This is a genomic window from Pseudoalteromonas sp. J2K-J599 (assembly GCF_059295115.2).
Map to the genome: position 1 here is coordinate 2,299,803 of NZ_CM200271.1, position 20,666 is coordinate 2,320,468.

The window sequence follows — 20,666 nt, forward strand, 5'->3', positions numbered from 1 at the left end:
TAGCACTAATTAAGCAATGCTAAATAGCCTTAAAACAAAAAACCGCCAATTGGCGGTTTTTTAATGTGCTTTTATAATTAACCTAAAAGTTCACCAAGTTGTTGGCTAACAGTTTCAACAGCTTGTGTACCATCTAGTTTATGGTATTGAGTATTACCAGCAGCCGCTTCTGCTTGATAGTAATCAACCAATGGCATAGTTTGCTCGTGGTAAATACCTAAACGTTTACGTACTGTTTCTTCAGTATCATCAGCGCGAACAATTAAGTCTTCGCCAGTTTCGTTGTCTTTACCTTCCACTTTTGGTGGATTATAAACAACGTGGTAAACACGACCAGAACCAGGATGAACACGACGTCCGCCCATACGCTCAACAATGACTTCATCAGCCACGTCAAATTCAATAACGTGATCAACCACTACGCCATTTTCTTTCATTGCATCCGCTTGTGGGATTGTACGCGGGAAGCCATCAAGTAAAAAACCTTTCTCACAATCCGCTTTAGTAATACGCTCTTTAACTAAACCAATAATAATATCGTCAGAAATTAGTTGACCAGCATCCATTACTTTTTTTGCTTCTAGACCCAGTGGCGTGCCTTCTTTAATTGCCGCACGTAACATATCGCCAGTAGAAATTTGTGGAATACCGTATTTGTCCATTAAAAACTGAGCTTGAGTACCTTTACCTGCACCCGGCGCGCCCAAAAGAATAATGCGCATATTATTGTCCCCTAGTATGGATATTTATTTTAAAGCCTGAATTCTTCCACAAGCGCCGCCGATACTCAAGCAACTTATACTAATTGATGAGCCGTTGGGGTGTTTACAGGGCATTAAAAAAGGGAACACACGTTCCCTTTTATTTAAAGTACATAATTTATACTTTATTAACTGAGTAAATACCTATTTGCTTATTTACTTAGTTCAAGCATCAATTTATTTAAGCGAGTAACAAATCCTGTTGGATCTTTAAGTGTACCGCGTTCTGCAAGTAGTGCTTGATCTAGTAAAACGTGTGACCACTGCGCAAACTTATCTTCATCTTGTTCGTCATTTAAGTGCTTAACAAGTTGATGCTCTGGGTTTAGCTCAAACACAGGTTTTGCTTCAGGGGCTGCTTGACCAACAGATTCCATTAGCTTTTGCATTTGTGAGCTCATGTCGTTGTCGTCGCTTACAACACATGCTGGAGAATCTGTTAAGCGGTGCGTAAAGCGCACTTCTTTAACGTCATCACCTAGTGCTGTTTTAATACGTTCAACAAGCCCAGCCATTTCTTTTTCAGACTCTTCTTGCGCTTTTTTAGTTTCTTCGTCGTCAAGCTTACCTAAATCTAAGTCACCACGTGTGATCGACTGTAGCTGCTTATCAGCAAATTCAGTTAAGTGGCTCATCATCCACTCGTCAACACGGTCACTTAGTAGTAATACTTCAATGCCTTTTTTGCGGAAAATCTCTAAATGCGGTGAGTTTTTCGCAGCGGTGAATGTATCAGCTACTACGTAGTAAATTTTGTCTTGGCCTTCGTTCATGCGTTCAACATATTGCTCAAGCGACACATCTTGTGTTTCTGAGTCAGTATGTGTCGAAGAAAAACGAAGTAGCTTACAAATAGCTTCTTTATTTGCAGCATCTTCAGCTGGGCCTTCTTTCATTACTTGACCAAACTCATTCCAAAATACTTGGTAATCGTCAGCTTTGTTTTTAGCCATACGCTCAAGCATTTTAATAATACGCGATGTACACCCTTTACGAATAGCTTGCGTTACTTTGTTGTCTTGTAGAATTTCACGAGATACGTTCAGTGGTAAATCGTTTGAATCTAGTAAGCCTTTTACAAAGCGAAGGTAGCTTGGCATGAATTGCTCAGCATCATCCATTACAAACACACGTTGTACGTAAAGTTTTAAACCACTTTGACGTTCACGGTTCCATAAGTCGAAAGGTGCTTTTTTAGGAATATATAAAAGGCTAGTGTATTCTGTTTTACCTTCAACCTTATTATGTGCCCAGCTAAGAGGATCTTCCCAGTCGTGGCTTACATGCTTGTAAAACTCTTTGTATTCATCATCAGAAAGCTCTGATTTATCGCGTGTCCACAATGCAGTCGCGCGGTTAATGCTTTCCCACTCACCTGGTACTGCTGGAATTTTTTCGCCGTCTTCGCCTTCAGATTCAGGCACTTCTGCTTTAAACATTTGTACTGGCGTTGAAATGTGATCAGAGTATTTAGTAACGATACTACGTAGGCGCCAGTCATCAGCAAATTCTTTTTCTTCATCGCGAAGATGTAAAATAATGTCGGTACCACGGCCTTCTTTTTCAATTTCTTGAAGTGTGTATTCGCCTTCACCTTGAGATTCCCACTCGTAAGCGGTTGTTTCACCGGCTTTACGTGTACGAACAGTTACTAAATCAGCAACAATAAATGCAGAGTAAAAACCAACACCAAATTGACCAATTAATTGTGAATCTTTACTTTGATCACCTGTTAAGTTTTTGAAAAACTCAGCAGTACCCGACTTTGCAATAGTACCTAATGAGCTAATGATTTCATCGCGCGTCATACCAATACCATTATCTGAAATGGTAATTGTATTTGCTTCTTTATCTGCACTAATACGAACACGTAAATCGGCATCACCTTGGTAAAGGTCACCTTGAGATAATGCTAAAAAGCGTAACTTGTCTGCTGCATCTGATGCGTTTGACACAAGCTCACGTAAAAATATTTCTTTATTAGAATAAAGAGAATGAATCATTAAGTTTAATAATTGTTTTACTTCTGTTTGAAAGCCTAATGTTTCTTTTTGTGCTGCAGTCATTTATATATCTCCAATTTGCAAAGTGTCTGCGTTATGCACTTAATATGGGGTGAGGTGTTAGAACTTCAAGGGAAAAATTTAAAAAAGGTGAAACGAAAACAAAGAACCATTAATTTGTTTAAAACGAATGCGGACAATTAATATGAATCTTTTCACCAGTTGTTGGATGTTCAAAATATAAATCGCTGGCATGTAATTGTAACCGCCGTGCCATATGTTCACTTTGCGCACTTTTATATAAATCACAGCCTAAAATTGGGTGCCCTATAAACTGGCTGTGTATTCGTAATTGATGGGTACGCCCAGTAATAGGTGTAAATTGCACTAAGGTTCTGCACGGCTGCCTGAGCCGCTCAAGTACTTTATATCTACTCAGCGCTGTTTTACCTGTCGATTGGCAAATTTTAACACGCGGAAAAAGCAGTTTATCTTTTGCAATTGGCGCAGTAATTTGCCCTTCATCAACAGCCAAGCATCCCTCTAACATGGCTACATAACGCTTTTGAATAGTACGCGCTTGAAATTGCTTATTAAGGTGCTTTGACGCAATTGCGTTTAATCCAACAATCATAATGCCCGATGTGCCCAAATCTAGCCGATGCGGTAACTTAGCCTCTGCAAATGCAGCTGTTAAGCCCTTTTGACCATTTACTAAGCGGTAATGCACTGAGTCCCAATTAAGCGGATTTTTACCTGATAAGCTTAATAGTCCACTGGGTTTATTGATCAGTAAAATATCGTCATCTTGATATAATATTTCAATAAACCCGTCGCACTTAGGGGCTACAAAATCATCAACTATAATGGGTTGTTCTGAAGGTGTTTGCGATGTTGAGTTAGCCATTAAGTTAATCATTAAATTAGTCACTATCTTTTGAATGAAGCGCTTTTAAAGCCAATACTTTTTCACGTAAATCATCTGCTACTACTTTATCAGCAGCAATCGGGGCACCGACTGCAACCGACACCAAAGACCATTTTAATCGAGGCAATTGCCATTTAGCTTTACGACTAAACATGCTGCCCCATAACCCACCTAAGTGCACAGGAATAACGGGCACAGGTGAGCGCTCAATAATGCGCTCGATTCCACGGCGAAAAATATCCACTGAGCCGTCACTGGTTAGTTTTCCTTCAGGGAAAATACCAACAAGTTCGCCTTTATTAAGCGCAGCAGCTACTTCGTCAAAGGCTTTTTTAAACGCTTCTGGATTGGTTTTTTCACTGTTAATGGGAATAGCCTTAGCCATTTTAAATAACCAATGTAGGGCCGGCGAATAATAAATAGGGGCAAATACCATAAACCGGATAGGCCTTGGTGATGCGGCTAAAATAAACATCCAATCAACAAAGCTGACATGATTACACACGACAACCGCAGCGCCTGTATCAGGTATATTACTTTCACCTTTTGTACGCACTCTGTACATACAAATAGCTAAAATATATATAATAAATCGTAAAAAGAACTCTGGTACTTTGGTATAAATATAAACAGAGATAAGTAAGTTTAGCCCAGCAAGTAACAGTAGTAACTCTGAAATACTCCACTGAAAAACAGACAGCGTTACAATACTTAAAACAGCACTGCCCACCATAAACAGTGCATTTAATACATTGTTAGCTGCTATAACTCGTGAGCGACTCGACTCTTCAGTACGCTGTTGAATAAGCGCATACAGCGGTACAGTGTAAAAACCAGAGCCTATACCAATGCCTGCCATCCAAACAAAGTGCCACACCATATCGCCTGTTTTTAATAGCTCCTGAAGCGTTATTAACTCAGGGTGTTGAGGTAAATAAGAGCTAATGGCTGGCTCTTGGCTCAGTAAGTATAAAAACAAGGTAATTAAGATAGCGCCAAAAGGCACAATTCCTAATTCTATTCGAGAGCGGGAAAGCTTTTCACACAGTAACGAACCAATAGCAATACTTAGTGAAAACACAACAAGTGCGCTAGTTACAACCAGTTCATCGCCACCCATTGTGTGTTTTACATAATTTGGTAGGGACGTTAAAACGATGGCGCCAATTAACCAAAACCAACTGATCCCAAGGACTGATTTACCAACCGATTCTGTTTGCGAATTAAGTGCTGAAAATACGTTTTTTGTCGATGAAAATATATTATAGGTAAATTTTAAGTTAGGCTCGTTTGCTTCACTAGTGGGTATAAAGCGACTGCTCACATAACCCATCACGGCCAAGACTAATACTGCAATACTTATAAGCGTAGGCCCTACTGATTGAGTAATATAATAAGTGCCAAAAATTGTACCCATTAGTATCGCCACAAACGTGCCTGATTCAACCAAACCATTCGCTTTTGTTAATTCATTAGGTGCTACGTGCTGCGGTAAAATAGAATATTTTAATGGACCAAAAAACGCACTTTGCACGCCCATTAAAAATACGGTGGCTAACATTAGCCACACATACTGCGTTAAAATAGAAACTGCCCCAACAACCATAATAGGGATTTCACATAGTTTTACGATTCTGATTAGTTTGGATTTTTCTGTTTTTTCTGCAAGCTGCCCTGCCATCCCTGAAAATAAAAAGAACGGAAGAATAAATAACCCAGCAGCAATATTTGAATAAAGTGCGCCATCTGCAAGCGTTGCAGCCTGAAATATCAATAGAATAAGCACTGATTGCTTATACACGTTATCGTTTATCGCTGAGAAAAACTGCGTAATAAAAAGCGGTAAAAAACGCTTACTACCGAGTAATGCACCTTGATAGGGTTGGTTATCTTTCATTGTATTCCTTACTAATTAGAGACATAGCCCAAAAATAAATTAGATTGTTTTTAAGCTTACCTTAAAAACGAAAAAGCCTACATGATTTAATCATGTAGGCTTTGGTAATTTGTTTTCAAATAGTGACTTAGAGCTAGTCTTGAGTAACTAGGCGCCTGCCGCTAAAGGCATGCATAAGTGTTCTACCATCTACTAAATCAAGCTCACCTCCCACAGGAATACCATGGGCAATACGTGAAGCGCCTACTTTGTATTTATGACAAAGCTGAGCAATATAATGTGCGGTAGTATCGCCTTCAACGGTAGGGTTAGTCGCTAAAATAACCTCATTAATATCGCCTTGAGCAAGCTTTTGCTCTAAAACATCTAAGCCAATCTCTTTAGGACCAATACCGTCTATTGGCGATAAGTGACCCATTAATACAAAGTATAGACCTAAATACTGACCTGTTTGCTCGATGGCAAGTACGTCAGTCGGCGATTCAACAACACATAATATACCGCTGACTTGGCGTTTTGTACTTAAACAAATATCGCACTGAGCTTGTTCGCAAAAAGTACGACAAGACTGACAGTGCCCTATGGCGGTCATTGCTTTAGTGAGTGCATTGCCCAGCTGAGTGCCTCCCTTTCGGTCGCGCTCAAGCAGGTGAAAAGCAATACGTTGCGCTGACTTTGGACCAATGCCCGGTTGACAGCGCAGTGCTTCTATAAGCTGATTTAAACTATCTGAAAGTTGCATTATTTACTTAAAACGGCATTTTCATACCTGGTGGTAATTGCATACCGCCAGTTACTTTACCCATACGCTCTTGTGTTTCTTCTGCAACACGGCGAACAGCATCGTTACATGCTGCTGCAAGTAAGTCTTCAATCATGTCTTTGTCGTCTTCCATCAAGCTTTCATCAAGCTGAACACGACGTACATTGTGGTTACCAAGCATAGTTACTTTAACTAAACCTGCACCGGCTTCACCAACAACTTCAAGAGTTGCGATTTCGTCTTGGGCTTTTTGCATGCGATCTTGCATTTGCTGCGCTTGCTTCATCATGTTGCCCATTCCACCTTTAAACATAACTTTCTCTCTTTCTTTTAATACATTAATTAACATGAACATAAGGGCGATTGTAAGTAATTACAATGCCTGAATACTGTTTTCGTCAATTTCGGCGCTAAATACTTGCTGAAACTGTACTATGTTTTCATCCGATGTGATCACATCGATTGCTTGTTGATGGCGTCCTGCATCTATTTTTTGCTGAATAAGATAAGGAGAATCAATAACTCCCTTAGCAAAATTAATACTTAACGACACGTTATGCTCATAAATACTCGACAATGCGGCATCTAATCTTTGGCGAAGCATCGGTGTATCTAGATGCTTTTGTGATTCATCAACGTCTATATGTAAACTGTCGCCTTGCTTGGTAAATATTGAATGCAACGCAAATTGGCGCATACGACCACCCAGTCCCATACGTTTAATTAAATAAGCCCATTCATCTTGTTGGTGTGCAAACCTAATTTCACTAATTGGACTTTGAAAATCATCAGGCACGGGAATGCTAATTTCCTCGGGCGCTGCTTCAGGTACTTTTTGAGGATTTATTTGCTCAAGTAGCTCTGGCGCTAAATTTTCGGTAATTGTTTGATGTTTTTCTTTAAAATCAACTTTTCGTGCTGGTTTTGTATTAGCGTGACCATGTGCCTGGCTTTCGCTCCCTATTGGTGGGAGCTCATGCTTTTTTTCACTTGCACCTGCACTATCATTCACCCAAGGTGGGGGATCGCTAGGTGCTACGCTTGAAACGCTGTTGAGCTCGTTTGTATTTTCAGCGGTACTATCTTGGTGAACACTTTGAGCTTTAGGCATTCTTGCGTGATGTTCTGGCTTTTTAGCGGGTGCTTGGTTTGGCTGCGCTGCTACATTATTTGAAGAGGTGCTTGTACTCTTGTTTGATAACCTACCCGCACCGGATATGTTTCTGTCACGTAAAATACGAGCAATGGCAGATTGCGCCTGCGCTTCTTGTTCAGCTATTGGCGTACTTGCATTGTGATTTGTTAAGAGCTCTGGTGAAGACTCTGAGTTTGCAGTAGGTGCAGGGTTAAAACCCTGATCTACAGCGCTACTCATTATATCGTCAAATTGCGAGGCCAGCGTTTGTTCAGCATCACTATGGAGCATATAAGCTTCATCTTCACTTTGTCGCTGGGCTTGAGCATCTGAAACAACATTGGTTTGTGGTAGCTCTTTAGCTAAAGCCTGTTGCTTTGAAGCGTTTTCACTTTGTTGAACCGGTTGCTCTACTGCAACTTGGGCAGGCTCATTATTACTTTGCACGACTTCATTATTTGATGACTGAGCGGCAACGTTAGCTGAAGGCTCTATCTCAACGGCTTTAGGCTGCTCTGCATTTCTAACTGGCTTAGTATTGTTTACAGGGGCACTACTTTGGCCAGCTACGGTGTTTTGCGATGTTTTATTTTTATTTAATATATCTCGCAGTGCATTTGCGCGGCCTTGTTTATTTGGGGCTGGCTCTTCGTTTGCTGTGTGTACAGTTTGTTGCACATCGGAAGGCTTAAATGCTAATAATCTTAGCATAATCATTTCAAAACCTAAGCGAGGCTCTGGTGCCCATTGTAAATCTTTTTTACCATTTAACAGTAACTGATAATAAATTTGAATTTGTTGTGGGCTCGTATGTTGTGCAACATGAGCAATATAATCTACATTTTTTTCATCTAGCCCTGCCGCTTCAGGTACTAACTGGGTTAGTTGTGTCAAATGCGTAAGTGCAATTAAATCATCAAGCAATGCCACATAATTAGGATTACGACTTGCCACCTGCGCAATCTCATCCATTAACGCAGCGCCATCTTGTGCAAGTAATGCTGCAAGCAAGCTTTGGCTATATTGAGTATCCATTAAACCAAGCATTGTTTGTACTGCTTGATTATTAATATCACCATTTGTTTGAGCAATAGCTTGGTCGGTTAAGCTAAGTGCATCACGCATACTGCCATCAGCGGCTTTTGAAATAATGCTAAGTGCATCGGTATCAAAGCTAAGCTGCTCTTGAGTAAGTACGTGTTCAAGCTGTGTTTTAATTTCACTTTGCGACAAGGCATTTAAGTTAAATTGTAGACAGCGAGATAATATAGTAACTGGTAATTTTTGAGGATCGGTGGTCGCCAATAAAAATTTCACATGCTCTGGTGGCTCTTCAAGCGTTTTTAAAAGCGCATTAAAGCTGTGCTTAGAAAGCATGTGAACTTCATCGATTAGGTATACTTTATAACGTCCACGAGTTGGTGCATATTGAACGTTATCAAGTATTTCGCGAGTGTCTTCTACTTTTGTACGAGAAGCCGCATCTATTTCGAGTAGGTCAATGTAGCGCCCTGCTTCTATATCCAAACAGCTGCTACATTGTCCACACGGATTTGCAGATATACCTTCATCGCAATTTAAGCTTTTAGCAAAAATACGTGCAATGGTGGTTTTACCTACACCGCGGGTTCCAGTGAATAAATAAGCGTGATGCAGTCTATTTTGCGTAAGCGCATTTACAAGCGCTTGCTTAACATGAGACTGCCCAACCAATTCATGAAAGGTTTGAGGACGCCATTTTCTCGCTAGAACCTGATAACTCATCGATTACTCGCCTTCGAATTCAACCAATTTTAGGATTTTAATACCCATTTTTTTGATGCGCTGCTCGCCACCAAGTTCTGGTAGTGATACAACAAATGCTGCATCTGTGGCTTCGCCACCTAGTTTATTAACTAACTTAGCAGTGGCTTCAATTGTGCCACCAGTTGCTAATAAGTCATCAACTAGTAATACTTTGTCGCCAGGTACAATTGCATCTACATGCAGTTCTAGCGTGTCTTCACCGTACTCAAGTAAGTAATCTTGGCGAATAACTTCTCGTGGTAACTTACCTGGTTTACGTACTGGAATAAACGGAATGCCTAACGCATAAGACAATGGCGCACCAAAAATAAAACCACGTGATTCTGTGCCTATGATTTTAGTAAAGCCCTGATCTTTATATTCTGCGATAAACGCGTCAATAGTTGCTTTAAAAGCTTCTGGATTTGCCATTAAAGTGGTTACATCGCGAAACATAATGCCCGCTTTTGGATAATCAGCAATTGTAGTTATGCTGTTTTTGATAATTGCTGGTGTTACTTGAGTCATAATTTTAACTGCTCAATTGTTTATATTACAAAGCAGGTGATTATAACCTTAACTAACCTTTAATTGCGAGTTTGGCGTTATTATAAAAGAAGTATTAAATATGGACGGGGTAATTAAAATAAAGTGGTTCAAGGCTGAAGTTAGCAACAGCCTTAATACACGCTATACATTTTACGTTAAGCTAGTGATCCAGCCTAATATTGCATTTAAACAACCAATCCCTGCAAATACAGCTAAAAAAGCAAGAAAGTAAGTAGCGTTGAACGGATCTTTAAAGTCTTTATCATCTGACATTGGTACAACCTTTTATTAAGCACGGCAAATAAGGCTGCCATAATAGACGATGTAAAATCATCAATAAAGACCTTAGTCTTGATTTTTTGTCACAATTACCCCTCGTTCAACCATAGCATTAAGAGTAACCAGTGCACCTTGAGTAATTTGCTCTGCATTAAATTGTGGTGCATGAGCTAATACCTGTTGGCAGACGTTGTCAAATGTCGCGCCTACGCTTGCCTCTATGATTGACAATAGCAAAGCTGTCATCGCATTCATAGCCAGAAATTGAACGTCATCATCTTCATCTCTATATACAACAAAATAATTAGGCTGAGGTGATGGCTCTTTTGGTTTAAAGCGATTGCTAATATTTTGAACCGGAAATTGATAACTTAAATTTCTTGCCGTTTTCGATAAATATAAAGCTGAACTAGTGAGCGCTGTTGTTTGTAATTTTTTCTCTTGCTCATCTTCGTGTGCAATGGATACATCTAGCTCTACCCATTCATAATGGGCAAGCTCAAGCATAAACACGGGATCGTATTTTTTCATTTTATAATCACTTGATAAGTAATTAATAAACTCACCTGCTATGTCTAAAAAGTACGGCGAATGACAATCATATTCGCTAAAAAACTGGCGTACGAGGGCTTGCCATTGCTTCTGGGTATATAACGTTTTTAATACCGGAAAACCTGATGATATAAAACCTTCAATGTTATTAAAAAATAGGTCGCGATAAATAGCCATACGCCTGTCTTCGATACCGCTAGGCTTTTTATTTTTTTGAGGCTCGCGAATATGCGCCATAAATTCGTTTTGTATTTCAATAAAGCTCATAACTAGGCACTCTTTTAATGTTGATAAAGGCTTATATTAAGCTCGTTGTTTTGAAACTGTTGAATCAAAGTGTTTAGCCTGTAGATCATGAATTATATCTAACTCTTTGGTTAAAACATTCATGGTAGGAATATTAAAATCGCGCTCAAGCAAGGTTGGAAATACGCCATGCACTTCGTATGCTTTATCGAGTAGATCCCAGACAGGATCAATCACATCAGCGCCATGTGTATCAACAATTAAGTCATCAGCCTCATTATAATGGCCAGCAACATGCCCATAGGCTATACGATTAGAGGGTAACCCAGTTAAAAATGCTTGCGCGTTGTAGCCATGATTTATCGAATTAACATAAATGTTATTCACATCAAGTAAAAGCTTGCAGTCAGCTTGCTCTAAAATAATATTCGTAAATTCAAGTTCTGATAATTGCTGTCCAGGAGCGCCATAATAGGAAACATTTTCTATCACAATTTGCTGCTCTAGTATGTCTTGAACTTGTTTAATACGAGGAACAACATGTGCTATTGCATCTTGTGTAAATGGAATGGGCATTAAGTCATACATATGCCCTTTACCGGAGCAGTAACTTAAGTGCTCACTAAAAATTTTTATATTGTGCTCTTCAAAAAACACTTTTAAAGACTTAACAAATTCAACATCAAGAGGTTCGGGAGAACCGATAGACAGTGATAATCCATGACACACAAAATTATTAGCATCGGTTAATGTTTTAAATTGCTTTTTAAAGCGTCCACCCAGTTTTAACCAGTTCTCTGGCGCAACTTCTAAAAAGTCTACTTGATTAGGTACATGCTCAAGCAGCTCATCAAGCATTTCTCGTCGTAGGCCAAGGCCCACCATCCCAAAATCTTTACTTTGAGTTTGTATCATAACTACCTCTAACTTAACAAAAAAGGGCCTTAGGGCCCTTTTAGCATAACTTATTTAGAATAAGATATTAACGGCCACCACATTTACCTTCGCCGCACTTACCTTCTTTTTTAGTTTTTTTAGCGTCGCCGCCACATTTACCTTCACCACATTTGCCTTCTGTTTTAGCTTTTGCGTCTTTTGCATCGCCGCCACACTTACCTTCGCCGCATTTACCTTCTTTTTTATCTTTTGCGTCGCCACCACATTTGCCTTCGCCGCATTTACCTTCTTTTTTACCTTTTGCATCGCCGCCACATTTGCCTTCGCCGCATTTGCCTTCTTTTTTATCTTTTGCGTCGCCGCCACATTTGCCTTCGCCGCATTTACCTTCTTTTTTACCTTTTGCGTCACCGCCACATTTACCTTCACCGCACTTACCTTCTGCAGCATCTAATTGGTAACCTGTTACTAGTTGTTGAAACTCAAATGGGTTAGCTTGTACATCTGCAGATACAAAACTTGCAGAGCCAACTACTACTGCACCTAAAGTTAACGCGATTGTATTTTTTTTAACTGTATTCATTTTATGACTCTCTTTAATCAAGGATTGTAAATCTTAGCAATAAAAATGTATTTTTAAATTGCTTGTATGCTTAAGTAGACCCGTACAAAAATAAAAACTTTCATTTATTTTCATAATATTTACTTTTGCAATTTATACATCAAATATGGGCGGTAATTACAGATTTATCAATGTGTGATTTACAGGTAAACTATGCCTCCAGTTTTTTATCAAAATTAATCTCTTTATGAAACTTGTTTTAGCACCTATGGAAGGTGTCGTTGATTTTAAAATGCGCCAATTACTCACAGACATTGGTGGGTTCGATTTGTGCGTTACAGAGTTTGTAAGAGTGGTTGAAACATGCTTACCTGACAAAGTTTTTCATCGATTTTGCCCTGAACTACATAATAATGGATTTACACGAGCAGGTACTCCTGTGCGTGTTCAATTACTCGGTCAAGAAGCAAATCCGTTAGCCGAAAATGCAATAAGAGCAATCGCATTAGGGTCCCATGGGGTCGACCTAAATTTTGGTTGCCCAGCAAAAACAGTTAATCGTAGCCGAGGGGGGGCTGTACTGCTTAAAGACCCTGACCATATGTATACGATTATTAAAGCAGTCCGAGATGCTGTAGATGATGAACATGAAGTAAGTGCAAAAATTCGCTTAGGCTTTGATGATGACAGTAACAGCCAAGAAATTGTTGATGCTGTGGTAAGTGCAGGTGCAAATAGTGTAGCTATTCACGCCAGAACCAAACGAGATGGTTATAACCCGCCAGCTTATTGGGAAAAAATTCCACCAATAATAAAAGGTAAGAATATTGCCGTTGTTGCCAATGGTGAAATTTGGCAAGTAGAGGACGCAATGCTTTGTCAAAAACGAAGTGGGTGCACTGATTTAATGCTTGGTCGTGGCGCCCTTTCGCACCCTGATTTAGCAAAAAAAATTAAAGCTCATGTAAATAATGAGCAATATGATGGCCTTGAGTGGGAGCATATTATTTATCACTTAATTCACTCAGCTATTCATCAAGACCCCGCGAAGGATGAAAAATACTTTGCTTCACGTACTAAGCAATGGCTTGGTTATCTAAAACGCCAGTACCCACAAGCTATCGATTTGTTTGACGAAATCAGACGTTTAAAAAGTAAAGAAGATGTGGCGAGCGTATTAAATAAATATGCCAAAGCACCGCAACTTGATTCAAATCATAACGACTAACTTAAAGACTCTAGATAATATCAGTATAACGTAAAGCCCATTTAATAAGGTTGTACTGATAATGCATCATCAAAAAAGACTTAACGATGAAATAGCACAAGTTAAATTAAATATATTAACCATGCTTTCTAAATCAGCTTACCCTGCACATCACCATTTAATACAAATTTTAGCTGATACAGCAAATAATGAATGGTTAGACTGCGCAGCAGAGAAGTTAGGCCCTGAGTATGCACTTTTAATTAGTCGTATGACCAAACTAGAAGCCGCACTAAGTCAAATAGAAATTGGCCAGTATGGCTACTGCTGTGATTGTGAAGAAAAAATATCAGCTGAGTCACTTGAACTAGACCCCGCAACTCAACGGTGTACAAAGTGCGCACAATAAGCGCACTTTCAAATCATTATATAATGTGTTGTATAAAGCTAAATGATTGCCCTGGGTAGAGAATTATATCTTCAACCAAGTACTGGGCCTCTTCTGGACTCATTTGTAGGCGCTTTATAAGGTTCACCTTTGCTTGAGGCAAAGTCCACGCATGGTAGTGAATACCTATATCTGATTCCATCATCGCAAGCATCAATGTTTTATCTTTATTAGACATATCCATAGCGCTCGCCATTGCAGGTAAGTCTTGATAGTTAGCCTGCCAATCTAAGCCTTCTATTAATTTTTCATCAGATAAATACTGAACTAAAAACGATTTTTGGTGAGAAGTTGGCAGCTTACTGTCGAATGCAACACGATCTAATACTTTTATTTTTTCGTTTAAAAGAGTAACCCATTCTAACGGTGAATGTACTTCGCCACTAAAGTAATTAAGTTTGCTCTGATACCACTGAGTGCCATTTGGCAGACCTCTTAGACCCACACTTCCTCTTGGCTTATAACTAGCTAAATAATCGCTAAAAGCTCTTATATGGCTTTTAAGCGCTGGTTGAACATGGTTACTTGCTATCGCACTTAATACATAGCTTTGTAACAATGTAAGTTCAACCTTGTTCAGCTTTAAATTGCTTTGTTGAGCACTGTCTAGGGTATCTTGGGTTAACTTGAGCCAAGTAATAACATTATCCGGTGTGTTTTTTGAGCCTTCAAAAGCAAGCATGTTTTTTAACACATTTACTTGGGCTGGCCAATTAAAGTAGCGTTCAGGGAAACGCTCTGCAATTACCAAATAGTTTACTTGCGCAATTTGATTTAGATTAAGCTCCATACCCATTAGGCTCTGATAAATAGTATGGCGTTTTGTTAGGTAAGCATCAGAGAAAACCAATTGATCTTTTTCAATGTTATTGCCTTTAGTAGCACCTGTTTGTACAAGCGCCATGTTTAAAGCTTTTAAAGCGACTTGTGCGTCCTCAAAAGACTCATAAGGTTGAGGCTGCTTTGAACATGCAGCTAAAAATAGGCACAGTAGTGATGATAAAAAGAGCTTTTTATACATAGTAGTTCCAATAAAAAAAGCCCCAGAGGGGCTTTTTATAAGTTGCTTAAGCTAATTAAAATTAAATTTTAACACCGTTGCGAGCGGCTTTATCTTTAATATATGTAGACCAACCTTTTGCAAACTTACGTGTGCGAGGGTCATCCATAGCTTTAGTAATTGCAGCATATGCTTGCTTATACTTACCTTGGTAGTAATACGCTTCAGCTAAATCTGAATAAATTGTGCCTTTTTTGTCAGAGCCAAGCTCTAATGCTTTGTTCAAGCGAACAATAGCAGCACTGAATTTTTCAGATTGTAAAAGTAATGAACCTGCTTTGCGGTAAAGCTCAGCGTCGTCATCAAATTTAGCAGCATCTTCGTAGTACTTAGCAGCTTTTTCTAAATCTTTAGAACGATGGTAATTACTCGCAATCGCGCTAACATTCTGCTTTGTACGTTCTACTTTTTCACTCTTAATGGCCTTTTCTAGCGTTACAGCTGCTTTATAAGGGATCTCATTTAGAGAGTAAAAGTTAGATAAGACTTTATACTCAACTTCATTTTCAAAGTAACCATTCTTGTATGCAACTTCCATAGTTGCTAAACCTTTAGAATAATCTTCAGTTTGTAGGTAATACTTACCTAAGCTAACCCAAGCTTTTTTATCATCAGGCCATACACGAACAATTTCTTCGCCAATTTTAACCATGTTTGCATAATCTTTAAGCTCAAAGTATGCGCCAAGTTTTAATTGGTAAGGGCCTTTGTTAGGCTCTTTTTGAAGTTTTATTGCCTTATCTGCTGGTTCAAAAACATCACGGTATTGCTCTAACTGATAGTTAGCTTGAGCAATACGTGTATAAACCGTAGGGTCCTCTTCACCGGTAAAGTCCATCCAAGCTACATATGCTTTTTTAGCTTCTTGGAACTTTTCTGTACCAGCGTATAAGTCACCTAACAACTTAAGAGTTTGTTCTTGATCAGCAAAGTTTAAAACATCAGGTGCAACGGCTTGCTTAGAGTATTTGATCGCTTCGTCATACTTTTCTTTTTGAGCGTACATGCTACCTAGGTAACGATTTACGGTCGCTTTATCAAAGTCATTCGAAGGCTCGATTTCTCTAAGCAAAACAATTGCTTCATCAACTTTTTCTTCGTTGTACAAATCAAATGCTTTAATTACTTTTTTACCAGTACGCTCGCCCATGATTTTAGTTTTTGCTTTTTTACGCTCTTCAATCTTTGCGTAATCCGGCGCTGCTAAAACAGATGCACTTAAAGTAGCACCTGACACAGACATAAGAATTGCAAGAGCAGTTACTTTAGAAAAATTTCTCATTACTCGCCTCCTTAGTTGCCTTGGTTAAGTTTAAAGTCTAATTGAACTTGTAAACCTGGTTGTTTCTGTGGTTTTCCGTCAATGATCTTAGGACGGTACTTCCACTTACGCAGTGCACGTTTAGCTTCACGGTCAAAGATACGTTTAGGATCTGCGTCAATTACTTCAACGTCAGTTACTCCACCTAGCTCATCAATTGTGAATGAAAGTTGAACCCAACCTTCTTTACCATCACGTGCTGCTTGCGTTGGATATTTTGGTTCTATACGAACGATAGGTGTCGCATCACCATCTCGTCCAAATGCACCAGGACCACTTAGTCCACCTGCCGAACTACCAACATCAATGCTTCCCATATTAAATGACATAGCACCAGGATTTGGATTATTATTTTCCGGCTGTGGCGGCTGCGGTTTAGGCGGCTGCTTTGGCGGTGGCGGAGGAGGAGGCGGTACACGCTTCCTCTCCTGCACCTTAGATTCAGGCGGATTCGTCATTATTTCGACTATGATCTGCTCTTTTTGTTCCGTATTACGGTCAGCCCCACCAGAGATGAGGAATGCCATGAAGTAGAACAAGCCGAAAGTAACTGCCCCACCTGCAATCAGTGAAAACAGAAAACGAATCATTACTGATCTCCAGCTATTGAAATTCTCAGGTTATCACCCGTCGCTTTAATCTGGTCCATAACTTTAACCACTACGCCGTGTTTTGCTTCTTTATCAGCTTGCAAAATTACAACTTCAGTAGGTTGTTCTGCTAATAAACTTTCGATTTTTGCTGAAATACGTTCAACATCAACCTGCTGTTTATCAATCCAGATCTCGCCGTTACTACGAATAGCAATAAAAATGTTAGCATTTTTTTGCTTAGTAGCTTGAGCCGCTTTAGGTTTATTGACCTCGATACCAGCCTCTTTAACGAACGATGTAGTTACGATAAAGAAAATAAGCATGATAAATACGATGTCAAGCATTGGCGTCATATCAACCGCTGCTTCTTCTTCTTCACGAAAACGTTGTTTACGTGCCATATTTAATTCTCTCTCTAGTGATGAGGCATACTATCAATAAGTTTGGCTTTCACCATTTTAGCTTTTGTCTCAAGACGTGAGCTAAAAAATACTCCAGATAATGCCGCAACCATTCCAGCCATTGTTGGGATTGTTGCCATTGAAATACCTGATGCCATTAAACGTGCGTTACCCGTACCCTGGTTGGCCATGGTTTCAAAAACCGAGATCATACCAGTAACAGTACCAAGTAAGCCTATTAAAGGACAAACAGCTACTAATGTCTTAATCAACAACATACGCTGATCTAATTTTTCAGACGCTTCAGAAATCCATGCTTCACGGATTCTGTGTGCGTACCAAGACGTAGTGTCTTGGCGGGCATCCCACTTTGCTACAATTTCTTTCGCTGTGCGAGGAAATTCTGCAAGTAGGAACCAATAGCGCTCAATCATTAAAACCCACATAAGAAAGAGTGCTATCGCGACCACGTATAAAACCTGGCCGCCTGTGCCAACAAAATCCCTGATAGATTCCCATATCTCCATCAGGACTAGCATTAGGCTTTCTCCTTCTCCGCGTGAGTAGCAACGATACCCGCGCTTTGCTCATCAAGGATGTGTAATACCGACTTACTACGACCAGCTACAAGAGCATGAAGTAGAATTAGTGGTAATGCAGCAATTAGACCTAGCGCTGTAGTTACAAGTGCTAGAGAGATGTTACCTGCCATGATCTTCGGATCACCCGTACCGAACAATGTGATTGTTTGGAACGTTAAGATCATACCGATTACTGTACCTAGTAGACCTAGTAACGGTGCGATTGCAGCAAGAATCTTAATTATATTGATACCAGCTTCAATGCGTGGCGTTTCACGTAGAATCGCTTCATCAAGTTTAAGCTCAAGGTTTTCAACATCTTGGTTCTTGTTGTCATGGTACACTTTAAGAATACGACCCAGTGGGTTATTTGTATTCGGTGTAGCAACATTTTTAAGCTGGTTCTTAATCTTACTAGTAGTAAGTGTAAGGTCAACAAAGCGGATTAGAGTAATTAGCATACCTAGGCCAAGTAAAGCCGTGATGATATAACCAACTACGCCACCTTGATGGAAGTATTCCATAAGGGTCGCTTTTTGAGTGTTGATACGTAAGATAGCACCACGAGTCGGATCTATGTAAACACCAGCGTAGTTATCTGGTGATGTATTTTCTAGAGCCGTGATACCGTCTAAGATATAACCGTCTGGTTGCTTACCTAGAGGCTGGATAGACTTAGTCTCTGGTGAATAAATTAAGTAACCATCGTCTGTAACTAAGTTAAAGTTACCGATACGTGTTACTTTTTTCATTGACGGGTTACCGTCAAGACCAGCAACTTCAGTTTCAAAAGTTGAAACTTTAGCTGATTCTGTCATTTCAGTTTGAAGTGAAATCCAAAGTTCTTCAAGTTCGCGAACTGTAGGAAGTTCTTTAGCAGCTGCTAACGAACGTAAGATTTCAGCACGACCTGGTTTTTCAGCACTAACTAGTGACGCTTCGATAGAACCGATAGCATCTTGAGCTGCACGACGTACAACACCAAACATCTCACCTAAAGTACCTTGGGCACTTTGAAGAGCTGCTTCTTTTTCAGCTAGCGTATTTTCGTTTTGTGCATATTGCTTAGCTAAGCTTTCACCACGAGACTTCTCAGAAGCAAGTTGGCTTTTAGCTTTGTTAAGTAATGCTTGCTTGTCAGCACGTTCTGATAAGAACTCTTGCTCACGTTGCTTATTGATTTTACCTTCAGAGATACGCTCTTGCTTTACTTGCTCAAGAATTTTATCTAGAGCTCCAGTATTTGCATGTGCATTAAGCGCGGTACCTGCAGAAACAGTTAGTACTGCTGCAACAGCAAAACCTTTAAATAGTTTCTTCATTATTGATTACTCCGCGCCAAAGATAGGTAGTTTAACAAGTTCTAATGTCGCTTGCTTACGCGCCATACGAATAACTTCTTTAACAGGTTTTAGGTATTCTTCACCTAATTCTTTCCACTGTTTAGTGTTGTTATCCCACACCCAAGCATGTTTCAAGTCAAAAGACTGAGCAACGTAAGTGATACGACCTAACTGACCGATATCAACGTTAATGCTTTTACCATCAACTTCTAGAGTACCTTGTGAAGCAGATACAAGAGAGCTGTATGCTGTTTCAATAGTGTAAGCTTCAAGTACTTGACGGAATTTTTCAGACGTCGTTACAGACGCAGAAACCATGATCTCACGTAGTCTTTCTACACGTCCTAAACGCGTTTCAAGATTAAATGGAACGTCCGCTTTGATGAATTGCTCAAGCGTATCGATCATGCGATACATCAAAGGCACAACGTTTTGTTTAGTGTTATCAATAGTCGCGATTTGACGATCAAACGATTCAATTGAAGCGTTTTGGCTATCAACCAAGCGCGACACGTGATCGTTATACACTTTCATAAGTTCAGTCTCATCAACAACGCTACGGTACTCAGCGATTAGCTCCTGAGTTTGACCATATACATTGTCAATTTTAGTTTGAGACTTAACCGCAGCCTTTTGAATTTGTTGACCTGCTTTTTGCACGTCATTCAAAGGATCTGCAATCACATTGCTGCTTGCAAATGCAAATGCGCCAACCAACGCAGTTGCTACAAGACTCTTTCTGATTTTAACAGACATAGTTCCCAACCAATTAAGTAATGTTACTTTTATAATTTAATTATCCTCCGAGGAGAACAACCCTGATATCTTTTAATAGATATCAACCTTCCAATAATGCTAAATGCAATTAGCGCTGTCAACTTGATGTTTACTAATCTCAGTAAATAAATAGCTAAGTTAATGCTTAAACGAAAGTACCAGCCCACAACAGTTAACATTATTGCAACGAAGCTTTTTCTTAATATTTCTATTAAAGCCTTTTAAGGGGTGTATTTATTCGCATTGCACTGACATAAAACAACATTATTGCAACATTTAGCTAAAGCTGAATTCGCACTGAAAAAAAACTAAAAAAAATATAAATTGATATAACAAAAGTTATTTTTTACACGATTTTATCGTGTTTTATCACCTCAGTTACACTTCATCTGAAAAAACAAACCATTTGTCGCACAAAAAAACAACACTGGATAATATTTAATATCGGATACTCACGCTTTATATACGTTACTTTTAAAGCTATTTTAAAACGTGTTTTTCCATAAATAGTAATAATAAACTCAACAATGCATTTCTTTTATCAGCATAAAAGCTTTTGATAATTAAACAGGTTGTAT

At 39.3% G+C, this 20,666-nt stretch carries 21 protein-coding genes; 2 read left to right on the forward strand and 19 right to left on the reverse strand.

Annotation, left to right across the window (positions count from 1 at the left end; genetic code table 11):
* Positions 1-77 precede the first annotated feature (77 nt).
* The 12 genes from adk to AC5NT5_RS10415 all read right to left on the reverse strand — a co-directional run bounded on the left by adk (position 78) and on the right by AC5NT5_RS10415 (position 12,378).
* On the reverse strand, positions 78-722 hold the full coding sequence (adk, locus tag AC5NT5_RS10360) for an adenylate kinase (protein WP_002962321.1): 645 nt from the start codon (positions 720-722) through the stop codon (positions 78-80).
* Between the two features lie 191 nt (positions 723-913).
* Positions 914-2,827: a molecular chaperone HtpG gene (htpG, locus tag AC5NT5_RS10365; RefSeq protein WP_024605323.1), complete on the reverse strand. Its 1,914-nt coding sequence runs from the start codon at positions 2,825-2,827 to the stop codon at positions 914-916.
* 118 nt (positions 2,828-2,945) lie between these two features.
* The gene (locus AC5NT5_RS10370) at positions 2,946-3,683 is read right to left on the reverse strand and encodes an RluA family pseudouridine synthase (protein ID WP_494512852.1); all 738 of its coding nucleotides are present in this window, start codon (positions 3,681-3,683) and stop codon (positions 2,946-2,948) included.
* Positions 3,684-3,687: 4 nt separating this feature from the next.
* On the reverse strand, positions 3,688-5,589 hold the full coding sequence (locus AC5NT5_RS10375; RefSeq protein WP_494512851.1) for an MFS transporter: 1,902 nt from the start codon (positions 5,587-5,589) through the stop codon (positions 3,688-3,690).
* 133 nt (positions 5,590-5,722) lie between these two features.
* Positions 5,723-6,331 carry a recombination mediator RecR gene (gene recR / locus AC5NT5_RS10380; protein ID WP_182756146.1) on the reverse strand — a complete coding sequence of 203 codons (609 nt, stop codon included), beginning with the start codon at positions 6,329-6,331 and terminating at the stop codon, positions 5,723-5,725.
* Between the two features lie 7 nt (positions 6,332-6,338).
* Entirely contained in the window at positions 6,339-6,665 is a 327-nt protein-coding gene (locus AC5NT5_RS10385; RefSeq protein ID WP_002962306.1) for a YbaB/EbfC family nucleoid-associated protein, read from the reverse strand.
* A 60-nt stretch (positions 6,666-6,725) separates the two neighbouring features.
* The gene (dnaX, locus tag AC5NT5_RS10390; RefSeq protein WP_494512850.1) at positions 6,726-9,251 is read right to left on the reverse strand and encodes a DNA polymerase III subunit gamma/tau; all 2,526 of its coding nucleotides are present in this window, start codon (positions 9,249-9,251) and stop codon (positions 6,726-6,728) included.
* Between the two features lie 3 nt (positions 9,252-9,254).
* A complete protein-coding gene (gene apt, locus AC5NT5_RS10395; RefSeq protein ID WP_002962303.1) occupies positions 9,255-9,800 on the reverse strand; it encodes an adenine phosphoribosyltransferase in 546 nt (181 codons plus the stop codon).
* Between the two features lie 171 nt (positions 9,801-9,971).
* Entirely contained in the window at positions 9,972-10,094 is a 123-nt protein-coding gene (locus AC5NT5_RS10400) for a hypothetical protein (protein WP_002962301.1), read from the reverse strand.
* Positions 10,095-10,166: 72 nt separating this feature from the next.
* Positions 10,167-10,919, reverse strand: coding sequence for an HvfC family RiPP maturation protein (locus AC5NT5_RS10405; RefSeq protein WP_494512849.1), 753 nt, complete (start codon positions 10,917-10,919; stop codon positions 10,167-10,169).
* A gap of 36 nt (positions 10,920-10,955) precedes the next feature.
* Positions 10,956-11,813: an HvfB family MNIO-type RiPP peptide maturase gene (locus AC5NT5_RS10410; protein ID WP_494512848.1), complete on the reverse strand. Its 858-nt coding sequence runs from the start codon at positions 11,811-11,813 to the stop codon at positions 10,956-10,958.
* Between the two features lie 67 nt (positions 11,814-11,880).
* Positions 11,881-12,378 carry an HvfA family oxazolone/thioamide-modified RiPP metallophore gene (locus tag AC5NT5_RS10415; RefSeq protein ID WP_272450451.1) on the reverse strand — a complete coding sequence of 166 codons (498 nt, stop codon included), beginning with the start codon at positions 12,376-12,378 and terminating at the stop codon, positions 11,881-11,883.
* A gap of 226 nt (positions 12,379-12,604) precedes the next feature.
* Here AC5NT5_RS10415 and AC5NT5_RS10420 point away from each other — a divergent pair, with 226 nt between their 5' ends.
* Both AC5NT5_RS10420 and AC5NT5_RS10425 read left to right on the forward strand, forming a co-directional pair.
* The gene (locus AC5NT5_RS10420; protein WP_002961717.1) at positions 12,605-13,585 is read left to right on the forward strand and encodes a tRNA-dihydrouridine synthase; all 981 of its coding nucleotides are present in this window, start codon (positions 12,605-12,607) and stop codon (positions 13,583-13,585) included.
* Between the two features lie 61 nt (positions 13,586-13,646).
* A complete protein-coding gene (locus AC5NT5_RS10425; protein WP_002961716.1) occupies positions 13,647-13,973 on the forward strand; it encodes a TraR/DksA family transcriptional regulator in 327 nt (108 codons plus the stop codon).
* 16 nt (positions 13,974-13,989) lie between these two features.
* Here AC5NT5_RS10425 and AC5NT5_RS10430 read toward each other — a convergent pair whose 3' ends face one another.
* The 7 genes from AC5NT5_RS10430 to AC5NT5_RS10460 form a co-directional block, all read right to left on the reverse strand.
* Complete coding sequence (locus AC5NT5_RS10430; protein WP_494512847.1) at positions 13,990-15,033, reverse strand: DUF885 domain-containing protein; 1,044 nt, start codon at positions 15,031-15,033, stop codon at positions 13,990-13,992.
* Between the two features lie 61 nt (positions 15,034-15,094).
* The gene (locus AC5NT5_RS10435) at positions 15,095-16,354 is read right to left on the reverse strand and encodes a tetratricopeptide repeat protein (RefSeq protein ID WP_002961712.1); all 1,260 of its coding nucleotides are present in this window, start codon (positions 16,352-16,354) and stop codon (positions 15,095-15,097) included.
* 11 nt (positions 16,355-16,365) lie between these two features.
* A complete protein-coding gene (locus AC5NT5_RS10440) occupies positions 16,366-16,983 on the reverse strand; it encodes an energy transducer TonB (RefSeq protein ID WP_007583869.1) in 618 nt (205 codons plus the stop codon).
* Positions 16,983-17,387, reverse strand: a complete 405-nt coding sequence (locus AC5NT5_RS10445) for an ExbD/TolR family protein (protein WP_002961710.1) — start codon at positions 17,385-17,387, stop codon at positions 16,983-16,985. The genes AC5NT5_RS10440 and AC5NT5_RS10445 overlap by 1 nt, the downstream gene beginning before the upstream one ends.
* A 14-nt stretch (positions 17,388-17,401) precedes the next feature.
* Positions 17,402-17,926: a MotA/TolQ/ExbB proton channel family protein gene (locus tag AC5NT5_RS10450; protein WP_002961709.1), complete on the reverse strand. Its 525-nt coding sequence runs from the start codon at positions 17,924-17,926 to the stop codon at positions 17,402-17,404.
* Positions 17,926-19,290, reverse strand: a complete 1,365-nt coding sequence (locus tag AC5NT5_RS10455) for a MotA/TolQ/ExbB proton channel family protein (protein ID WP_494512846.1) — start codon at positions 19,288-19,290, stop codon at positions 17,926-17,928. The genes AC5NT5_RS10450 and AC5NT5_RS10455 overlap by 1 nt, the downstream gene beginning before the upstream one ends.
* Positions 19,291-19,296: 6 nt before the next feature.
* A complete protein-coding gene (locus AC5NT5_RS10460) occupies positions 19,297-20,067 on the reverse strand; it encodes a DUF3450 domain-containing protein (protein WP_024590812.1) in 771 nt (256 codons plus the stop codon).
* Positions 20,068-20,666: the final 599 nt, after the last annotated feature.